This window comes from Pontimicrobium sp. MEBiC06410 (assembly GCF_053601615.1).
In genome coordinates this window covers 138,404-161,969 of the sequence record NZ_JBSHNT010000143.1, presented here as the reverse complement: position 1 = coordinate 161,969, position 23,566 = coordinate 138,404, and the positions used below count along the sequence as shown (strand labels likewise).

The following is a 23,566-nucleotide window of genomic DNA, read 5'->3' as shown; positions in this document are numbered from 1 at the left end:
TTATGTTATTTAATATTCATCTCACATAAAAATATGCTGCAAACAAATAGTACAAAATATATTTTACATTATAAAAACACCTTAGTTCCTCAACAAAATTTACATACAAAAAGTTAGCGTTCCATTTTTATGGAGAATAACAAACTAAATAGACCAACACTCCAAAAATTTAATTTTCGTAAAACAAACTCAATTAGGTTTCACGTACTAATTAAAGTTTTTCTAGCTTATTATGTACCTTATCTATTTCTGTATCTATATATGCTTGTGCATAATGCACATACCTATTAAACGAGTTACTTGCATGGCTATGCCCACTAATTTTACGCACTAAATGCTCTGGCATGCCTAAAATTAATAAAGTAGTAATAGCCGTTCTACGCATCATGTGCGAACTCATTTTATCGCAAAACCTAATACCTTTTACAGATGCCCCTTTAGGTTTCCCTTGTCTTTCCCTAGATACTTCTATAGGGTTTGTAAATCCTGCCTTCTCTCCTATTTGCTTTAAACTTCTATTAAAAATAAACAAGCTAATACTTCCAAAAACAGGCATTTTTGCCGATGTCTTTTTATAATTTTTATAAATAGCAATGGCATAACTAGGTAATTTTATAAAACTATAAGTTTTGGTCTTTTGCGACTTTATCTTTAAATACCACTCCTCCCCTTGCTTTTCAAAATTCTTGTTCGTTAAATTAAAAATATCCGAAAACCGAAGTCCTGTTGTACAACCAAATACAAAAACATCCTTAATACGCCGCATTGCAGGAGTTAAACTATTGGTAAACTCAACATCATGAATTAAAAACTTTAATTGCTCTGGAGACAATACCAAAATATCTACTTCCTCTTTGCGTACATAAAATAAACGCTGAAAATCTCCAGTAGGAAAATCTTTATCATTCTTTAAATAATTAAAAAAAGTACGAATCATTTTTATGTTAGCCCCTACATAATTATCAAAACACCCTTTTTTATAGAGAAACTCTGTAAATTTTTTATAAAACTTTTTCCAATAGTTCTTCTCCGAGCCTAATTCCCTTTTATTTAATTTTGAAGCATCGCAAATACGAAGCTCAAAACCCGTGTCTGTTGTAAACTGTATTAAATTATTAAGTGTATATCTATAATTGTCTATAGAACCTTTGGTAATACGTTCACCATTTTTTTTTAAGCGCTTACCTGTTTCACTTTCTCTTATAAATTGCTTAAACAGAGGAACAATTGGAGTTGTTGTTTTCATAAAATAATAGACCGTTAAAAACAATAAAATTTATCTTTTTATTTATCAAAAAAAGAGGTACCTTTATTACAAATATAAGACTTAAAATAGCAATATTATGCAGTTTTAAGCTTGTATTAAAACAATTGAACGTTCTTATTTTATTGAATGTAGTAGTACTTTTGATTACTATCCTTTTGGTATGTTAATGCCTAATAGGAACGGAAGTAGTGATAGCTATAGATATGGCTTCCAAGGACAGGAAAAGGATGATGAGATTAAAGGAGATGGGAATTCTATAAACTTTAAATATAGAATGCATGATCCACGTGTAGGGAGGTTCTTTGCTAGGGATCCTTTAGAAAAAGAATACGCATACAATTCCCCTTATGCTTTTAGTGAGAATAGACTTGTTGATGGCGTTGAATTAGAAGGACTAGAGTTTAGATATGGGCCAGCAAACTGGTTAGCTACTGACCAAAGAGCGAAAGCAGAAGCAAAAGAAAATCCTAATGATCCTAATGCATATCTAAATACTTTTGCTTCAATTACGATTCAAATGTCAACAGCAAGTGTTGTGGGTGAGTCTATAGTTTTCTCAACAGTGTTAATGGCTTATTATGCTCCTCTTGCTACAAGTTGGGCTATTCAAAACCCTTATGGAGCAGGCGTTATAGGTCATCAAGTAGGAGGATTTGTTTGGGGTTTAGGGACAGATGAACCTTATCCTTTTCCAGCATCCTTTGGTGATGAAGTAAGTTCTAATGCAAGAAGAGCTCTTGTAGGTGGTCTAGGTGATGATTTTGTTAAAAATATCACAAAAGGGCTTCAAGAGGTTAGAAAAAAGATTAATCCAACTGGTTCGGATATGAATTGTGTTGATTGTGCTATTCAGTTTCAAAGAATGGTAGCTCTTGGAGCTAATGATATTATGGCTGCAACTAGTAAGAATGGTGTAGATCCTGCTCAAGTTAGTACTTTGATTAAAAATTCTTTTGGATGGGGAAATGTTTTTGATTATGTTCCTTCTAATAACTCTGCATGGTTATTATCTGATTTAAAAGGTAAAATAGGACAATCAAGTGTTATTATATTAGGAAAGCTTAAAAAACCAAATGGAGATGTTACTCATCACGCTTTTAATGCCATAAGAGATGAAAATCAAGTATGGAGATTTATAGATGCTCAAAATGGAGCAGAGTATAGTAATCAGTTTTTAGATGCACGTTTTAAGTCTTTTACTATTTTTGAAACTCTTATTGATGGAGCGATAGACACTACTAAGAAAAATTAATTATGGACAAAAAGGAAATAGAGGAGCTTATTAAGCCTTTTTTGAAAAAAGAAGATGTTATTTATGAAAAATATGAATATGAGAATGATTTATATTTATTTATAGTAAATAAGAAAAATATTAAAGAAATTGAAAATAAAACACATAATAAAGTAGGTGGAGAAGGTCCTATAAAAATCAATTTAAAGACTAAAGAAGTAAAAAGAATACATTATTTAGAAATACCTATTGGCTTGATTGAGAAAGAATATTCTAGACCTACCAATGAAGAAATATTCTTAAAAATAAAAAAGAGCAAATATATAGATGTAGAAGATATTTATGATTATTTATTAAATGAATGTGGAGATGTACTAAGAGAGGAATATGATATTGACATTTATAATGACAATGAAATCGGTATAAATTTTAAAAATCTTAAAATAAAGAATAAATTCAATGAGTTTTTTAAGGCTATTAATGCGAGGGTACTTATTGATGAAGAGATTAAGGTTTTGGTTTTAAGGAAGGTAGGGTAGTGCAGTAGTTACTAATCCCTTGCAATCTACACGACTATTTTAAAACAATGTGTCCCATAAATGGGATTGTGTTGAAATAGAGATAGTTATGTTTTTATATTTTAAAATACAATCATTAATTAAAAAGTAACATTCGTAAACGATGTTACTTTTTACTTTTATTAAGCTTTAGGATGTTATACACATACTTTACCCGCTACCCCCTGCTACCGCTAGTTTGTAACTAGTGGCGGTAAGAGTAAGCATAACTAAAACAGTTGTTTTATATGTTTAGACATTGTTTTTAAGTTCATTGAAATAAATTTATTAAAAATTGTAAAGGTTTTTATCCTTTTGGTATGTTACTGCCCAATAGGAACGCATCAACGGATAGCTACCGTTATGGCTTCCAAGGGCAAGAAAAGGATGATGAGATTAAAGGGGAGGGGAACTCTTTAAATTATAAGTTTAGAATGCATGACCCAAGAGTGGGACGTTTCTTTGCTGTTGATCCTTTATTTAAGAGTTACCCTGCAAACTCTCCATATGCTTTTTCAGAAAATAGAGTAATAGATCAAATTGAAAGAGAAGGGCTAGAAGCTACTTTCTATATGTTGGGTATGAAAGAGATTGATGGCGATAATTATTTTCAATTAGTTCAAGTATATCAAGTTGGTCAAGATTCTCCAGAATGGGTTAAAAAAGAATTAGGTGAGACTAACTATGTTAAAGGTTCTGATGGTCATTGGCATGTAATACCAGACAAAGTAATGAACCAGAGTATTACTAACCTTGGGGATAGTCCAGACGAAATTTTCAACGTACTTAATCAAGGTGACATAGCTGATGACGAAGCTGATATGGGTGGGGATTAAAAGCAATGGAACGTTTAGGAAATAGACTCGAAACAGCGACGGGGTATTCTTTCTCTATTCTGGTGTAAAGAATATAGCAAGAAACGCAAAACACTTATTAAATGGTAAGATTGGAGACTTTCGACTCCCTTCCAGAAGACATAATGGAATTAACGTTAAAATGAAAACTGTTGCTAAAGAAAAAAATCACGTATATGCTGACTACGTTAATGTTAAAAAAGATTTGGAGAATCTAAAAAAAGGAAATTATCAACAGAAAGGAAATGTAAAAGAACTCGAAAACGGAAGAACATATACACTCTCAGGTAGAGATGGAATGGAACTTGTTCCTTTAGGAGGACCTGGGGTTTTCCCTGCAAGTAGAGGTGGATTTAAAGGATTAGGTGTTTTAAATGAGAAAGGGTTGACTAAAGAAGCCTACAAAATAATGACCAATATGAAATTAGATAAAAAATCGATTAGAGAGGCATATAGTTTATATTTTAAAGTTCATACTAAATAGAGACTTATGGATTTCATCATCAATAAATTATTAAACGAGCAAAAATTAATTGAGTTTTTTTCTGACTTTTTTAATATAGCTCAAAAAAGTATATTTCGACTTCTAGAAGCTGAGGATAGTTCATTAATGACTTTTACTTATGTAAAATCTCAAGGCGATTTTAAGCTTATTCTTTCTATATATGTTGATGAAAAATATTTTAAAAAATATACAGATATTACAATAGCAAAAAGTATTTCTAAAAAATTTGATGTTAAAATTTTAATTGATGATGGTGAAGTATTTGCAAACTCGTATTTGTTGATAAATAAAGATGAAGAACCTGTCAAGATATTTCTTAAAGATTTTGATGATGAAAACTTAAATATAACTATAGATACAAAATAATTACTTAGGTAGTTACCTCGCTCCCCGCTCCCGCTAGAATCTTTCTAGTGGCGGTAAGAGTAAGCTTAACTAAAACAGTTGTTTTATATGTTTTAGACATTGTTTTTAAGTTCATTGAAATAAATTTATTAAAAATTGTAAAGGTTTTTATCCTTTTGGTATGTTACTGCCGAATCGCAATGGCTCAACGGATTCCTACCGTTACGGCTTCCAAGGACAGGAAAAGGATGATGATATTAAGGGGGATGGGAATTCTTTGAATTACAAGTTTAGGATGCATGACCCTCGAGTTGGGCCTCTGCTACCGCTAGTTTGTAACTAGTGGTGGTAAGAGTAAACAGTGTCAATAATATATTCAGTGTAGATAATTATAAATAAGTGAAAGCTTTTACAATGATTTTGTAGAAGCTTTTGTATTTTAGAATAATGAGTAGAAATTATAAATTCCATAATAAATCTGGTTTATATTTTGTGTCTTTTGCTACAGTAAATTGGATAGATGTTTTTACTAGGCAAGTTTACTTTAATGTATTAGTTGATAGCATAAATTATTGTAGAAAAGAAAAAGGTATGGAGTTGTATTGTTATTGTTTTATGCCAAGCCACATCCATTTAATATTTAGATCAAGTAATAACCAACCTTCAGAATTACTTAGAGATTTTAAACGTTACACCTCAAAAAAAGTTATGAAAACTATAGAGAACAATCCGCAAGAGAGTCGTAGAGAATGGTTATTATGGATGTTCGAAAGAGCAGGTAAAAAGAATACAACAACAACTAAACACCAATTTTGGCAACATCATAATAAACCAATAGAACTATGGAGTGAACAGGTAATAAAACAAAAAATAGATTATATACATAATAATCCTGTAGAGGCTGGTTTTGTAGTAAATGCTATAGATTGGAAATATTCTAGCGCAAGGAATTTTCAAGATGACAATACAGTTTTAGAAATAGATAACGTTGGATTTTTTGGATGAACTTCCTTAAAAAGGAAAACTTCTACATCCCTGTAAAAGTTTCCTTTTATATTTTTCACTCTTACCGCCACTAGTTACAAACTAGCGGTAGCGGGGGGTAGTTTTATGTTTAACTAAGTTTTATAAAATCATGATTTGTCTCATTCACATAATCCGCAGAAAAGTAAAAACTTCTTAAGTGTTCTCCGCAGAAAGGGCAATATTCTAGCGTTCTCCTTGGAACATTTTTTTCTCCATTGTCGTACCCAGTAGTTAAATAAAACATATTGTAGGGCTCATTTCCATTTTTTGGTAGCCCAAATTTATCTATACGGATTATTCTAATATTTGGTCCCGTCAAATTATGTAACTCCAATTCCCTTTTAAAAGAAGAGCAACAAAATTTTAAAGTATCATCATATCTTTTTTTCATCAATTTATTAATTATTAGGTTTAGCCAATACATTTAAAGCCTTTCTAACTTCCTCTCCAACAAATTCATAAGTAGTATGTTTTATTTGTTTGCCTCCTATCATATGAATATCATTAGGTAAAATATTTAGTCTACTAGCTGTACTTTCAGCATTTTGAAGCCTATATAATCCTGACTCTGATAATTCAAATTTCATTACCGACCCTCCATTCTTAACATATGAAGCTGCAACTGATACGTCGTCAGTCAAATAAATTATAGTTCCAGAACTCTCACTACCTGTGTAGCCTCTGTATAGTGTTATAGTAGGGTCAAAGACATCATCAGTAGCTTTTAATATCTCTACAAAGTCATCACTTTTACTAGACGCTGATGATCCCGAAAAATATTTTGAGCCACCAGTTAGAGACTTAAATTTCAATAAGCCACCAACAAAGAATACAGGTGAGTTAAAATTATCTTCTTTAATATGCCCAGAAGCACTCTGGATGCGGCTAACATTATGAGCATTTGTATATCTATTTCCTAAACCTAATAAATAATCTAAATATCCTTCTGATAATTTTTTATTAGATAGAAAATCTTTAACCTCTCCTGTTGGTTCTTTTCTAGATCCTACTTCTCTACTGTAATAATTCGCAGCACTTTGCCAATCATGACCAAAACCATTACCATTTTGCTGCGCATATTCAATAGCTATAGGCGCTAGCAATAACTCATATTCGCTAGTTTTAAACCATTTAAGATTACCTTCTTCGTCAGTTCCTCCCGTCCAACTCGTGGTAAAGGCTCCAATTACGCTAAACAAATTAAAATCTCCAGCTTGTATTCTTTTATGGTCTGGTGCTATAGCTGTCTGACCTTCTTGTGTGGGTGGTTCTGATGGTTCAAGTCCTTCAAGCTCTACCATGTCAATTAATCTGTTTCCACTAAATTGATACGGCGAATAATATGGATAAGCTTTTTCCATTGGGTCAGGTGTAAAGAAACGCCCCACTCTAGGATCATGCATCCTAAAGGTATAATTCAGACTATTTCCTTCACCTTTTATCTCATCATCTTTCTCCTGTCCTTGGAACCCGTATCTATAGCTATCACTACTACCGTGGCGATTAGGCATTAACATTCCAAAAGGATAGTAATCATTAAATGCAATTACGTCTGCATCGAAACTACCATTTTTAACAATTTTACGATCTGTAATTACAGATAAAACATTCCCTAAATGGTTAGAAAGCTCAAAGCGCTTATCTCCTGCTAACCTGTTATAATCTGCCATGCTAATTATACCTGGTACGGCTGGGTTATTATCTGCTGGATCTAAGAAATCTAAATGGCCATCGGCATCGGTATCATCGTCTGTTGGGTTACCGTTTCCGTTTTCATCTTCTTCTTGGGTAATGTATCCATCACCATCATCGTCTATATCTAAGTAGTTAGGTGAACCATTGTTATCGGTATCTAATAAATAGGTATCTACATATCCTATATCTCCTTCTTGTAATGGGTTCTCGTTCTCGGTTAATACGGTATCGTTATCATCGTCTGTATCTAGATAGTTTGGCGTACCATCGTTATCGAAATCTCCTCCATTATTATACTCATGTATAGTTAAAACGGTATCGTTATCGTCGTCATTATCTAAATAGTTTGGTATTCCATCGCCATCGGTATCATCATCGTCATAATTACCATTACCATTTAAATCTTCTTGTATTGTAGGAATGCCATCTCCATCATCATCACTATCTAAATAGTTTGGGGTACCATCGCCATCGGTATCGTCATTTAATACAGTACTATCATTATTAGGGTTTTCGTACATGGTTAATATACCATCATTGTCATCATCTGTATCTAAATAATCTGCTGTACCATCTCCATCTGTATCATCATCATCAAAATCACCGTTACCATTTATATCTTCTTCATCATTAAGTACTGTATCATTATCTAAATCATTATCTATTCCACAAGATGGTATCCAGTGTGCTAGGTCTAGGTCTGGCAATGTTAATGTAGAACCGTTAGATGTGGGGTTTACTCCTACTTCAGAAAACACATAATTTCTAGCAACATTGTTAATATTATAATTTAAGTAACACATTTCAAAGTTAGCGGCATAAACATATCCACTAACTAATACAGGTATTAACCCGAAACTAGAAACGGTTGTTGTTTGTGTTATTCCTCCAGATTGTGATGTGTAAGTAACTCCGTTATGCGTTATAGATACATTGTAAGCGTCTGATCCTGTAACGTCTATACTAAAATCTACTTCATTTACATCTATATTTGGAATAACATTTGTAATATCGCTTAACGTTATAAGTGTAGAAGTTGTCGTACTATTTTGTGATGCTGTTACAGTTTCTTCTAGTCGTACTTGTGGTACATACTTATAATCTACACCAACAATGGTTTTAACCATAGTAAGCCTTATACTTCTATGTATATGTGGAGTTGCATCTGCTACAGAGAAAATAGTACGTCTATTTTGGGTAAAGTCTCTTAGAGTTACTTTAGTACCAAATGTATAATTTTCGCCTGTTGCAAATGTCATGTCTATTTCATTTGCGCTATTAAAAGTTCCTGAACCTGTATTTGTAGTAAAGCTATATGCACAATTGTCGCATATTGTATTGGTAGGTGAACTTACATTGTTATTTGTATTAGCGCTAACTCTTTCTGCTAGCTGTTTATTTGCTATTGTATTACCTAATGATACATTTGTGTATTCTTGTAGCCCTAACCTACTACTTCCATAAATATGGTGTTCTTTTAATGTAAAGCCTTCTTCGTCGTATGGTGAGCCATTAAAATCTTTTATTTTTGCCTTAAATGTACTTCCTGCACTTGCTTTAAAACCAGGCTTTAAAATAATTTTATTTCCTGCTTCTAATGTAACATCACCTGTTGTAACTGTATAATTTGTTCCGTTTGAATTTTCAATTTTATTTAAAGCTTGTATTAATTCTGTTGTAGTAACAGTAGCTGTTGGTAAAAATATATCGTACTCACTTGGGCCTGTGTTTGTAGTTCCATCATTATCTATAAGCATATTATATACTCCTAAGACATTACCTTGTGCATCTCTTACATAATAAGTTGTTTTAATATCTCCTCCTCCATTTGTATTAGATAAGTCTAATGTTTTAGATATTCTATTACCTAAACCATCATAATTAAAGGAGATTTTTTCGTTGTTTTCTTTTATAATCTCTTTTACTTTACCAGCTACAGTCCAAATAATAGTATCTAATCTACTTTCTCTGTCTTTAACCAATTGTCCAATTTCGTCATAGATATAATTATCTAAGGTTTGCGAATCTATATCTACATCAAAATTAGTTGGGTTTGCACTATCTATTACATGATTTAATTGATTTGTCTCTGAATTATATTCATATCTCAACCTATCCATATTCTGCCCATTCGCATCTCTGTTTAAGCCCTGTAGATTACCATTTTTATCGTAAGTATATGATGTTTTGTATAAATCGTTAGCTGTAGTAAAAGCATTATTATTACTTTCTGTAATTGATTGATTATTACTAGCCTTTATACGATTTAATTGATCGTATACGTAAGTATTAGAAAGTGATGATAATTTATCCTCATTTAATCCTCTTAATGAGGTTGTCATTTGCTTTATATTACCATTATACAGATTATTAGGAGATGTTGTTTTTACCGTACTTAAATTTAATAACCTATTAGAATTATTGGATACATAATCTCCATCAAAATAATCTAATGTATACCCAAAGGCATCTTTAGCTATTACAGTATTGGTACCAAAACCATCTTGTCCTATATCATCGGCTGGGTTTAATCTTTCAGAATTTACCCCTTTTAGCCAACCTTGTATAGTATAAGCATAATCTAAGCCTTGTACTTTTTTATCTCCGATTAATACTCTTGCCAAAGGTCCATGCTTATAATAATCGTAAACAGCTTCATTTTCCCAAATAACACCATCTGTAGAGGTCTTAACTTCTATTATCCTGTTATCTGCATCGTAAGTATAATTGTGTATAAATTGATCTGTTTCTCCTTTTTGATAAGTTACTGAATTTACATTACCACTTATTAAGTCGTAATTGTATGCTACTTTTTTTATTTGTTGCCCAAGTGCTACTAAATCTGGCGTATTAATATATGTTATTAACTCTTTAACATTACCATGTATGTCGTAGCTGTAGAATAATCCATTATCGAAAGTATTATAGGCTGCTGGATACTTAACGTAATGCACTACTGTAGTAACTCTATTTCTATTGTTTTGTTCATTATATATACCAAACTGATCAACAATATCCTGATCAAAAATAGCATCGTAAATAGTAACAGTTACATCTTGTCTTTGGTTAGAAAAATTATTAGGGAAGTTGTCCTCGTTTACTTCTTCTACTAACATTCCTGAACTAATTAATACTAAACGTCCTTCATCATTAATTTCATATTTATTATCTAGTGTTAAAAGTTCTCCTGCTTCTTTTATTCTTCCTAAACCATCATACGCTGTATAGCTATAGGCTTCATTATTATTTTCGTCACTTATATTTTGCTTTGCATTTTGGGACATTACAATTCTACCCAGTTCATCGTAAGCAAAACGTGTTTCTTTACCATCGGGTGTAGATTGCCAAACCAATTGATTTAATGAGTTGTACTTATATCTTGTTTTTAGTTTATGATTTGGTGCTACAGCTGTGCCATCTTGTGCTCTAGCAGCATTTATGGCTCCATTGTTAGGGTTTTGGAATCTATCTACACCTTGTGGAGGAACTGTTTGCATTAAATTACCTGCTTGGTCGTAATAGTAGAGTGTGTATTGGTACTCTTTATCGTTATACTTTAAATTAAATGTCTCTACTAATTGATTTATAGCTGCATTTAAGTAAGCGTTAGTAAAGTTTTCAGTTTGCTCCTCTATATATTGCTCATACAAATCGCTAGCATAAGTTAATTGTAAGTTATTTACAAAGGAATCGCAGTCTGAAGTGGTTGTTTCTACTTCTGGTGAATTTATTGTTATTTGTGCTGCAGTACAAACACTATTAATAACCATATAAATATCATTTACATACTCTAACCAATTAATAGTTTCTGCATTTTCTGAGATACCTATATAATCATGAAAAGCATCTATTGCTTCTGCTATTTTTGGATGTCCTATGCCTAAAGCATGACTACTAAATTCAAAGAAAGATACAAAGTAAAAACTATCTATCCCTGATGAGTTTATTTGAAAAGTTGTTATATAATCTATATAATCTTCTACAGAATATTTATAGCCTAAAGCGCAAAACTGATCTTTATCTAACCAATCTGGTAACTCATAATTAGGAATATAATCACTTATACCATCGTTATTAGCATCTAATCCTATTGTTTGATTATATAGTGTCCAAGCTTCATCACAACTTACTGGTGCTACAGGCTCTGCTATACAAGGATCTTCATTACAGCCAAAATTTAAAGATTTACCTCCAACACTTATTTCTCCGACAGCAGAATAACCTACAGGAGGTAAATCATCCATAGTAGTTCCGTCATTTAATAAGAAGATATACTTAAGCTTATTTGCAGATATATCTATATAAATATTCTCGATGCTTTCAAAATTAGAAATTCCAGAAAAAGATGGAATATTAAAGTAAAATGTAGAATTTAATGCTACTATTTTATGCTTATAAGAGGGGTTTGTAGGGTCATAAATAATAGTTGCAACTAAATCATTATCATTAAAAAACTCTGGTAGGTAGCTATTGGTATAGCTTTCATATGCATTTAAGGTAACTGCTGTCGTAGAAAATAAATCGTTATTTGAGTTATTCAACTCATTTAACAGATTTTTTAGACCTAACTGAAAGCGTGCTCTTCTCTCATCACAATCGCCAGTATCTTCATTATAATCAAAACTAATATCCGAGTCCATTTGATCATAATCGTAGCCTGTATGATTATTAGGGTCATCGGTTCCACAGTTTCCAATGTTTGCACAAGAGGAACCATTAAATACAACTTCTATTGGGTTATTGGTATCTCCATTTTCTATTATAATGGCTAAGAAAGCAAACGTATGCGGTGCTGGAGTTAATTCTTGTCCTGTAAATATTAAATCTTGAACTTGAGAAATATACCATTGTCCATTTGCTACACCATAATTTGACCAATTGTAATTGGTAGTACTAGTGTCGTTTATAACTATAGGGCAAATTAGGTTAGAACTAGTATCATTACTATCTCCTACAGTAATGTTTAAATCTCCTGCTCCTGCAGAATTTGCATCTGTATAAATTTTTATACCATTACTACCCATTAATGGTTCGTTAGAATTTGCATAATCTACAACGCCTCCTAATGCTGTATATAAATTTGTTGTTAAATAAGACACATTTGTTTCTGCTGAATTTGATAATGGTAATACTCCAGCGTTATTAGTAAATAATCCATTTAAAAAATGGCTTAAATGTATAACATTAGGACAGTTTCCTGTTTGCTCATAGATTTGGTATTCTACTTCGTTAGATACTTCTTCTAAATAACCTTCACCTCCAATATCATTAGCACCAAAGGCCACATCTAAAGGAATAAAGCGTCTATATTTACCTATATAGTTTGCCGAATTTGCATTCTCACAAACACCTGTAGCTGTTGTATAATTAAGTTCGTTAGCTATTGCGATTACTCTATTTACTAAATCATTAGGGTATTGATATAATACATTAAAAGGTGTAGTACTTAACTCTTCTATACAACCATTATAAAAGCCATTTTGTTTTGCATAAACATTAGAGAATACAAATACTATTTTATTTTTAGTACTAGCATATAATGCTTTATACGATGTCCAAAACGCTTCTTTTTCTTCGTTTGTATTTAATTGTGAAATTGCTTGTGATAATGTTGTAGGTAATGAACAATCGAAAAGCGCTCCATCTCCACATACTAAGTTTCTGTAAGCAAATTTCCACATTGGTTCACCTGTACCCTCGTAATCATACTCCAAAGCATGAGACATTAATGCTTTTCTAGCTGAAAGTTCTCCAGTTACTGTATACGTTTCTTGACCTATTATAATATCGTTATTACTTCCAAAATTGTATGTATTGTCTATATTGACTACACCATTAACAATACTATTTACATTAGAATAATTTGTATTGAAATACGGGTCACTATCTAACAACATCAAAGGGTTTGATAAAATAGTACCTAGATTAGAGTTTCCAGAAATTTGAATATCTTGTGAATTACTTGAGTAGTAGACTAATTCTTTTAAGAATTGATCGTATGCTGATGAGCTTAATTGTGTTGGTGCATTAGTGTATGTAAATCCTGTATTGCCTAATTCGGTACATACTTCACTAAAATAGGAGGTATAACCTATCTCTGGATGATAGTAAAGTAAAGCTTCTGCCCAGCTATTTTCCCAATTAGTTCTAAAATCTGCTTCATTTAATAAGTGATTTGGTGCTATATCTACATTACCATCTGCATTTGTTATTGGAAGCCCATTTGTTCCTATATAAGTTGCTAAGTAGTCTGGGTGTATAGCTGGTGAAAAAATAAATTGATTATTATTTAAAATATAGTTTCCATTTTCATCTCTAGAGGGTAATACTTCTATATAGGCTGGATCTCCAGCATCATCAACATAAAAATTATTTCCTGTATTATCGTTAATCCCGAATGGATGCCTCCATAAAGGCAATGGTAAACCATTAGTATTAGGCAAAAAGGAATTGTTTACTCCATTTAACCCATCATTGTAAATACTAAATTCATCCTCTACTACCTCTCCTTCAATGTTTTCGTAGATAGCATATTGTTCTCCTGGTCTAAAATCTTGTAATAATCTTAAATTCGCAATTTTACATTCTGGTGTAAAGCTAAATGTTCCTTGGACATCTCCATTTGTTTCTTCTGCATTTATAGTAGCGCATGTTTCTGTTTTAGTTGTATAAATTTCACTTAAAGCATTAGTATACGCTGTTTCTTGCTCTGTAGTAAGTGTTGGTACTGGTGCCGCAGGATAAGATGCTAAGGTTGCTGTAATTTCACTTAACCTAGTGTTTACATAACTATTTAATGTTGGATATGTTACAAAAAATGTATTACAATCTTCTGTAGTTAAAGCACAATCATTATCTATTAAATTCAAACTAAAATATTCTGGAGGAAGAATACAGTTAGCATCATTTAAATACGCTTGTAAATTTGTGTTAAATGCTTCTGTATTAATTTTTATAGACTTATTAATAGTATAATTTCCTATTTGTAACGTATTTGGTGAGGTTTCAAATGAAAATGTATAAGGTTGTGTATTCCCATTAATTGAACCAATTTGTGTTTCGAAAATTGATTTAAATACGCCTTGATCATCTTCAGTTGTTGATATTTCCTGCCCATATTCGTTAACTAAACTAATCGACAAATCGTAAACAAACGGATATTCATTATTACTACATGCATCTGTGTAACTACTTAAATTTGCTGAATACGAAAGGTCTAAAGATGGGGTTTCTCCTGTTGTTGGGTCTGGTTCTACATTAGATACAAATTGATTTCCTGAAAAACTTAAACCATCTTGAAAGCTATCAAAATTGCCAGAAGAGAATCTAAAATTACTATCTTCTTCTGTATCTGTTGCTGTAGGTAATATTTTATTTAACAAATCTACATCTAACGTTCCAGCAGCAGCAGCTTCTAACTCTTCAATTCCAGAAGGTGTATTGCCAGATAATGCTGTTGCTATAGTTCTTCCTTGTGGGTCAATATAGCTAATACTTACTTGACCATTAGGATCCACTACAGTATTCTTTTTGTAATATTTATTATAACCTACTTTATAACTAAATAAACGATTTAATTCGTGTTGTTTAGGTGTGCCATAATAATACTTCATTTCATGACCAGTACCTAATTGGTGTGTTGCTCCTACTCCAGATTTTCTTTTTATTCTACCTGTATTATCATTTGTATATTGTATTTGTGAAAATGGATACAATTGCGCATCTGGGATGAAATAGTCTTTATCTTCAGTTTTAAATGATAAATCATTTGAATAATATAAACTTGCTCCGTGTGCATTACTCATTCCACTTATAATATCACTTTCTGGGTTTTGGGGGTTAGACCAGTCAAAATCATAATGTGTATATAATTGATTATTCGTGTTTTTATTAAACCCATCATGGTATCTTAAGTTGGCAACTGTTGCTGGTGTTGGTAACACTTCTACAGCTGGTCTTCCTTGATTATCGTAGATTACTTCTCCTACAATAGCAGATTTATCGGTGTTTATTTTTGTTACAGTTTGACGGTTTCTAAGTGTACCGTCAAAATAACTTACTACTTCTTTTTTCTTTCCATCTTCTGCATAAGACGCTTGAAATTGCCAGTTTTTATTTGCATCATGATTAATTATATTTGCTACATTTGGCCAATCGGACACTAGTGTTTTTGAATTGGTACCGCTAGTCCATTGTCCATAAAATAATTTTGATACATTTTCAAAATTATTATTTCCAGTATAATCATCTGGTCTGTAGCCTAATGCTCTTACTCTGTAGATTAAATAGCCATTAGAATATATTAAAGGGATTTTATAACTGTTTGTTTTAGTACGAATTCTTGTATTATTAGATTTAAAATCTAATTCACTAAAATCTATATCTGACTGTTCTAACGAGTTTAAAATATTAAAATCATTGTAATTATCTATCCAAGTCCATTCTAAGTCGTATTCTGTAGCCCCCGTAACTGTAGTCCAATTAATTACTAATTCGTCTGCTACTTCTACTAAATTATTAACATCTGCTTCTGTTAAAATAACCTCTCCTAGAGTTGTATGCTTAATATATTGGTGACTTGCAACAGGTAATACTGTTGTTAACCTACGGTAACGATTACCTGAATACCTAAGTTGTAAATACACATTATCTGGTGTGTTTGCACCTAAACTTTGGTTATTTGTTTTATCGAAAACTTCTATATTTAAAATCTCTATTTTTAAGGCTTGTGCTCCATTAATTCTTTTTAAGTCTAAATCTTTAATGTTCCCTATGTTTCCATATGGGCTATATTCTATACTTAAAGTTTGGGTAAACGGTGTGTTTTCATCTCCGCTGTAAGGAATGTTCTCATCTCCTGTATTTCTATTTATAGTTGTTACCTTTATAGTAATGTCGTATGTATACCCTATAGAAGGTGTTATTATTACATCATCTAAAACACCAATAGATATATCTATTACAGGTTTTTCTACAGCACTATTAGGAGTAAAAAAACTAGGATCTTCAACCGCTAGAGTTTCTCCTATATTAATTTGAGATGGAGATAATATTTCTATTGCTTCCTCGGTTACTTGTGCATTTAGTACGATAGACACAAACAAACAACTTAAAATTGCAAATAGGCGCATAATATTATGATTCATAATGTTTCTAATTTTATGTATAAAACAGTAATCTACTGTGTTAAAATTTTATAATCTTTAATGTAATTCGATGCAGTGTATGTATTCTCCCCTATTTTAGTTAAGTATTTTTCTAAACTAAATAATTTTTCAGGTACTTTTACCTCTTTTTTAAATACTGTTTGTACTACTTCTAAGCGTTCATTTTCTGCTTCTGTTACTTTTTTATTAAATCGTTTCTCTACAGAGTTTTTAAAGAAATAAACTTGCTTTAAAATACTATAATTTACTTTTGAAACATTAAGAATGATTTTACTATAAGGTACTTTTATATCTTTAGATTTATTAAAGGTACATTTGTAATAATTACCTTTATCTTCAATTTTATTCTCTTCAAATTGTTTAGGAAACTGTATGAAAGGGTTATTTTGATCTATTAAATCTTTAATCGGGGCTTTTAACTGCGAATACAAAATTATTTTTTCAGAGTGACTTATTTTTAACATAAATGCATCGGTGAAAACCATTTCTGTTTCTTTCATTTTAGAATAGTAATTCCCTCCAAATTTTATAACTACTCCTTTTAACTCATCTTTTTTAATATTTGAATCGCTGTTACTATATAGTGTATAATCCATATTAGCTTGATAATTACCATCTACGTATGTTTTATTTACCTTTTGCATAACAGTTTCAAGGTCTTGTGCTATTAGATTTACAGTACTAATAAGTAATACTAATACAACTACTATATTATTTTTTATATCCATTAATTAGATGCATTAGAAGTTGTAGTCCCAGAACGTGTTTCTTGTATTGTCATAATACCACGTTCTGTTTCTTTTTTAACACGTACTAATCCACCTTCGTTATCATATTCATAAAATGTCGCATAATTATTTTCGTCTAATTCGCTTAGCAACCTATAATTCTCACTATCGTAAACAAAAGATTTCATACTTGCATTATAAGGATGCATTCTTGCATCGTCAAAATAGGCATCGTAACTTTGATTTGTGTTTTCTAATGTTATTTGCATAGTAGCTATAGAAACAGTCGTAGGATTTGGTATTGTAAAATCTCCTGAAATACGCTGCCAACCTTCTATAATATCGCCTTTTGGAGTTAACGCTATTGGGCTGGATAAATAAGTTCCATTACTTGATGTATAAAATTGAATTTTAGCACTTACATTTTCATAATTTAAAGGCTGAGATGCCATTACCGCTTCTGGTGTTGTTCCTTCTTGTGGAGTATCTACTTTTACCCAAACGCTAAAGAAGTATCTTTTCCCCATTATTGGGCTAAATGAGGTACACTTCCCTGGTATATTTACAATTTTTAGTAAGCTTGCTTTATTGCTTAGGTTACTACCTACATCATCAACTTTGTATAATTTTAAACTTTTACGACCTGTATGCGCCTCTTTATTTGAAATTTGCTCATTTCCATATTCCCCGCTTCTAAAACTAAAGTGTCTTATTATGTCTGCGTGACTATTATTGTCTTCTCCAGGTACGCCATCCACTAAACAATACCTAGTGTCGTAAATATCTTCAAAACTATCAAAACCCATTTCACGATACTCACTGTTTGATGCTACCGCTTCTGGAAACTTATAATTATAGCCATATTGAGCAGACGAATATCTGTTTAATGCATCTTTATTTTCTAGTTCTACTCCATATGGACTATACTGGGTAACTTGCGAAGCAGATTTCCAACGACTTAAATCTATACTCCAATTTCCATTACTATCTGGTTTATAAAACGCGCTGAAATTTTTATAAAAACCTGTGCTTCTAGGGTTATCGTTAATACCATCTCCTGTATAACGCCCTGTTAAATATGCATAAGATTCGTCTGCTCTCCACTCTCCTAGAATGTTATATAAATATGGATTTGATGACTTTTCTGATCCATCATGAACAAACTCGACATTCCCATCTTCATCATAAGATATGGAAGGTAAATTACATTCACATTGTGGTAACCAAAATTCCTTATACTTAACTGCTGAAGCATTTACTATACGTTTTTCATCCCAAGTTTGGGCATCGAATGTGTTTGCGTCTATATTTACAAAACTACTTCCATTATATATTGGATTTTGCATTAGTGTAACACTAGCCATGTTACCACTTTGTAAGTTTCTATATCCCGAACGAATTACTTTTAAAGTATCTGTGTTATCTGCTGTAGGGCTTATAAACACACCGTTTTGGTCTATTAACTGAAAATTATCTCCTTGAATATTAGTTACCCAAGCTTTTTTATCTTTTTCTGTTAACCAAACTTCATCTCCATTTATTAAATACATAGACGCATTAGTTGTACTTACTGTAGCATTACTACCAAAATTGATATCTAATTTTAAGTTTAAGTTTTTGGTTGCTGCTCCCATATTTTTATAGTGCCAATAGGCTGGGTAACTAAAGTTATAATACTTATCCTTATATTCGTTAGCGGTTTCTGTTAATAATACTTGTCCCGTTTCTGCATCCCAAGCTTTATTAGTAGTTGTTACTTCTGCGCCTAAATCGAAAGCCTTTTTTTCTACTAAAAACCCAGTTTTGTGAATAACTTTAGTTGTTGTTGCTGTTCTTAATTCTGTATCGTGGAATGCTAGCTGAGGAAATACTGTTGCTGTAAAAATAAATATTGGAACGGGAATGGGTGCTGGCGGAAAAAAAACAAACAATCCAGAGTTATAATCTCCTCCATACGTTTCACTTGCACTTTTAGAGTGCCTGAAATCATTTATTACGTTATAGTCAACACCTATTGTACGTTCTTGTACCTCTCCTGCATTATTTATGGTGTTTACTTTATTATTTAAATTGCCATTTTCATCTACATTATATACATATTCTACAGAAGAAATTGGTAATTGTTCTCCTGTTGCGGATTCGCTGTATACTTTCTGGCTTTTAGTTTTACCATTCATATCGTTAGTAATCACCGTAAAACCTTGCGACATAGAGATGCGTTTTTTAGATACAATGTTAAGTCCAAATAACGAAGTTAATATAGAAGCACTTGTTCCTGGAAAATTAACTTCATTAGAATCATCTATCGTTGTATGTTTTGTAATCGTTGGAAAATTTTTTGAGGTGTAAAACTCATTAACTATTTTCCCTGTACCATTGTTACCGACCTCTAAAGTGGTTCCATTATTTGTATATGTTCCTCTATTAAGGTTTTTTACTGTTACTCTAGCATAAGTTACTGTTGGTGAAGGAAAAAAGGAACTCCCAAATGGTTTTTCTGTAAAGTTTTGGGCTTGTGGCGCTAATAATTTAGAATCATTTACATCATCATAAAAAGGTTCTATAAATGGGTTCTCTTTACTTCCTTGTGGCTCAAAAGTTGCGACACCACTAGTATAACCCTCTGTATTGTTATAATCGTATTCTTGTCCGTAAGACATTTTATACAAATTATTATTTGTATTTCCTGTCATAGAATCCCACTCATCGAACATTTCAATTTTTGAAACTCTTAAACCGCCTCCTAATTTACTTTTATTAGGGCTTTTTAAGCGAATCCAAGATTTTGTTGTACTAAATTTCTGTGCACATTGTTTATTTTTTAATTCAGTATAAGGGTCTTGAAAAACAGCAAACATAGATCCTATATTTCCAACTATAGTATTGGCAATGTCTAAAACATTAAAGTTTTGCACTTCTGCTTGGCCATAAACTAATCTATTTAAATAATTTCTACCAAAATACCATCCTGCTTTTGCTATAGGGTGTTCACCTTCATTTTCATCATATTCATTCTCTTCTTTATTCTTTTTTACAAATTGTACAGGTATAGCTCCGTATTCTTTCTCGTTTTTACTAAATCGTCCAAAAGCTCTTGTTTTATCAATTTTAAGATAACCAGACACAAAATCGTACGCATTAGTTTGCCCTTTAACCATATTTAACATAAACTTAAAGAATACAGGTTTATCTAATAAGTTACCTATATATTTAGATTCAAATTCTGTTATTGTAGTATTGGCTGCTTCATTTGGTAGTTCTACATACAAGTAGCGCATTTTTCCATTCGGTTTGTATAAAAGGTCATTAAAAGCATTAGAAGTCTCAATAGCAATAGCATTAGCACCAACACCTCTTACTTTAAACATTTCCATAATACCTTTATTTTGTACGGAATTATAGGTATCTGCTTCGTATGATAATTCTAACTTACCACCAGAAGGTAAATTCACAGATTGTAAAGTCCAAGCTGTAACATTATTATTTTCTTCGGCTAAATTTCCTTGATCAACATAAGGAAATTCTGCTGTAGTTGGTTCTGCATTATAGCTATTTGCATTACCTTGTGCTGCTTTATAATTACCCCAAAGGTTATACCCTTTTATATGATAATCTGGGTTAACATCTGAATAGTTGAATACATAAGGGGTGTATTTCCCCATGTTAGACCCTCTGTAAGTAAAATATACACGTTTAAGTGTTAACTTCCCGCCTTGATTTGCATATTCATTATCATCAACTGTATCTGAAGCACTATTATTTGGTACATTTTTACATAATGAATAATCATATTCAAAGTGTGCGACTTTAATTGGTTTTATATTTAAGGTTGGGTCTTGCTGTAATCTTTCATATTCTGGTTTAGAGTATAATGAGATCGTATTAATTTGATACATTTTAGAATCTGGTGATAATCCACCATTTTCACCAGTTACACCGTAACCATCATTTCTTTCATTTAAATCAAAAACTGCTACATGCGTTTTTGTTTCAATTTTATCTACATACAACACTTCTTTTTCACCATAGATGTAATTTCCCATATCATCATTTTGAAGTGTATTTAACCCCTTATTAGATGTTGCTTTATTTGCTTGAAAAGGTACTCTCCAATTATATGTTTCCGGTTGTGTGTAATGCATTTTAGTATAAGCTCCTAAATCGTCATCTGTAGGGCCATTACCTGTTAAGTCTTCATAATCGGAGGACAGTACTTCTGTTAATAAATAAGTGTGTGCATAAGCTGGTGTTGTTACTCTATTAAAGTAATGATCTTGACCTTTTGAGTTATATGGCGTATTATCATTTCCCGAATAAGGGACTAGTTCTTGAGTAGAATCGCCTGTACTAACGTTTCCTGAGGCATTAAATGTTGTTTCTACTTTTTTGGTGTTATATGCTGGTTGACCAAAAACATAAGTACTTCCATCTGGTTGCAAAATTTTGGTTGCTACATTATGATGGTCTTTAGCATTAGTATTTATATGTGGTGCATTTACACCATAATTAGCATAATACTTTTCAGCTTCTTTTTTTGTTATTTTTTGAATGGCTTGATTTCTTAACAAGCGTTCTTTCCTGTTAATATTATTTTCAGCTTGAGAATTGGTATTAGTTCCAAAATTTGTTGTTGGTGAAACTGCCTCATCCGTACCTTTAAAGTATTGGTTTTCTACTGTCTTTTTATTAAAATTATCGCCAGTAAGGCCTATTTTAATAGGCTCATCTCCTCCTAATTTGTCCTCTAATAAATTAAATTCATTATCAACATTAAGTTCCCCTATGGTTTTATAAAATACTTTTTCGTAATCCTTAGCATTATTGTTGTTTTGTATAAAATTCTTTCTAGCATCATTTCTTTTTTCCCAAACACCTGTAGAGGAACGGGAAGGTGAATATTTAAGTTCTATACCTATGTGAAATAAATTACCACCTGCTACTTCAACTCCTAAACTTCCATCTCTACTTTTATCCTTTACATATTTATCGTAAACATAACCTACTTGACTTCTGTAGGGTTGATACATGCCAGAGATACCCTGCCCTTGGATAGAGTATAAATCGTAAGTATAATTTGTTACAGGTAATACATTTGTATGTTTAGAAATCACTCGATCATTTTCTCTATTAAAATCTAATATATCATGTTTTGTTGCATTATCTGTAAAATTAAAACCAAATGCACGCTCCGTCTTATATTTTTCTTCATCGGCTAATCGTTGTCTTGAAGCATGAATATATAGTTCTAATTGTTTTTCAAGAAAAAGAAATTTTAGTCCTAGAGCTCCATTTGCAGCTATATTTTCATTTATCAGTTTATTTCGCTTAGTTGGAGTATATGTCATGGCTGGTAGAGATTTTACACCGTATGTAACTCCTCCAATTTGACTTCCAATATTGTTGTCTTTTAGTTTTTGATTGACTCTATTAATAATTGGTGCATTAACCGTCGAAGATATAGTTAAATAATTAAGTCCCTGTCTAGAGTTAAGCTGAGCACCTATAGAAGCTCCATCCAAACTAAATTTATTATTACCAAACAACCTCTTATTTAAACTTGCTCTAGGGGACACAGTTACCCCTTCATCTGAAGAGTTATTCATATCTAACCCTATCTCTACATTTTCAGATAACTCGTAACTTACACCTAAGGTTGAAGAAAAAGACCAACCTGTATAATTATTATATTTAACTCCGAAACCAGTATTTAAACCAAAGTTAGGGGTGTCTAAGCCCGATGTAGCTAAGTGAAAAAGTACATTAGCTCCTATAGTTTTATTTGGTTTTAAATTGTTTTCATAGATCATTTCATCGCCCTTAAAATCGTCTGGTATACCACGAACTTGTCTATTAATTTGTCCTACATTTAAATTCCAACCTAGGCCAACCCATGAGGCTTCTTGATCCATGGTTATACCAGAATTATACGCTAAGTTTAAAGGATAGCCACCTACATCCATAATAGGTATGTTATAATTAAAATCTCCTGAAGATAAGTTAACCATATCGCTTGTACCTATTGGTGTAAACGAGTTAAATTCTGGTTGAGACGGCCCACCAGTTAATCCAAACAAATAGCTTGGTTGCACTGTCATTATTAGCAATTGTATTGCCAAATAGCTAGCCAGTATTTTTGAAAATTTACTAGTTCTTATATGTTTCATTTAAATGAATTTTATAATATGAAATGT

10 protein-coding genes are annotated in these 23,566 nt (G+C 31.8%); 6 read left to right on the top strand and 4 right to left on the bottom strand.

Features of this window, described 5'->3' with window-relative positions:
• Positions 1–211: 211 nt before the first annotated feature.
• On the bottom strand, positions 212–1,246 hold the full coding sequence (locus ACVC08_RS05435) for a tyrosine-type recombinase/integrase (RefSeq protein WP_452601299.1): 1,035 nt from the start codon (positions 1,244–1,246) through the stop codon (positions 212–214).
• Positions 1,247–1,361: 115 nt separating this feature from the next.
• Here ACVC08_RS05435 and ACVC08_RS05430 point away from each other — a divergent pair, with 115 nt between their 5' ends.
• The 6 genes from ACVC08_RS05430 (at position 1,362) to ACVC08_RS05405 (ending at position 5,764) form a co-directional block, all read left to right on the top strand.
• Complete coding sequence (locus ACVC08_RS05430) at positions 1,362–2,519, top strand: RHS repeat domain-containing protein (protein WP_452601304.1); 1,158 nt, start codon at positions 1,362–1,364, stop codon at positions 2,517–2,519.
• Between the two features lie 2 nt (positions 2,520–2,521).
• On the top strand, positions 2,522–3,037 hold the full coding sequence (locus ACVC08_RS05425; RefSeq protein WP_452601298.1) for a hypothetical protein: 516 nt from the start codon (positions 2,522–2,524) through the stop codon (positions 3,035–3,037).
• 338 nt (positions 3,038–3,375) lie between these two features.
• Complete coding sequence (locus tag ACVC08_RS05420; RefSeq protein ID WP_452601296.1) at positions 3,376–3,891, top strand: RHS repeat-associated core domain-containing protein; 516 nt, start codon at positions 3,376–3,378, stop codon at positions 3,889–3,891.
• A 160-nt stretch (positions 3,892–4,051) separates the two neighbouring features.
• Positions 4,052–4,393, top strand: a complete 342-nt coding sequence (locus ACVC08_RS05415) for a hypothetical protein (protein ID WP_452601295.1) — start codon at positions 4,052–4,054, stop codon at positions 4,391–4,393.
• Positions 4,394–4,399: 6 nt separating this feature from the next.
• Positions 4,400–4,780 carry a hypothetical protein gene (locus ACVC08_RS05410; protein WP_452601294.1) on the top strand — a complete coding sequence of 127 codons (381 nt, stop codon included), beginning with the start codon at positions 4,400–4,402 and terminating at the stop codon, positions 4,778–4,780.
• 426 nt (positions 4,781–5,206) lie between these two features.
• Positions 5,207–5,764, top strand: coding sequence for an REP-associated tyrosine transposase (locus ACVC08_RS05405; protein ID WP_452601293.1), 558 nt, complete (start codon positions 5,207–5,209; stop codon positions 5,762–5,764).
• Between the two features lie 419 nt (positions 5,765–6,183).
• On the opposite strand, the gene ACVC08_RS05400 is transcribed toward ACVC08_RS05405, so the two are convergent.
• From ACVC08_RS05400 to ACVC08_RS05390, 3 genes are read right to left on the bottom strand one after another with little or no spacing between them, the layout of a single operon-like run.
• Positions 6,184–16,626, bottom strand: a complete 10,443-nt coding sequence (locus ACVC08_RS05400; RefSeq protein WP_452601292.1) for a 3-coathanger stack domain-containing protein — start codon at positions 16,624–16,626, stop codon at positions 6,184–6,186.
• 32 nt (positions 16,627–16,658) lie between these two features.
• Complete coding sequence (locus ACVC08_RS05395) at positions 16,659–17,375, bottom strand: hypothetical protein (RefSeq protein ID WP_452601291.1); 717 nt, start codon at positions 17,373–17,375, stop codon at positions 16,659–16,661.
• The gene (locus tag ACVC08_RS05390) at positions 17,375–23,539 is read right to left on the bottom strand and encodes a hypothetical protein (protein ID WP_452601290.1); all 6,165 of its coding nucleotides are present in this window, start codon (positions 23,537–23,539) and stop codon (positions 17,375–17,377) included. The genes ACVC08_RS05395 and ACVC08_RS05390 overlap by 1 nt, the downstream gene beginning before the upstream one ends.
• Positions 23,540–23,566 lie beyond the last annotated feature (27 nt).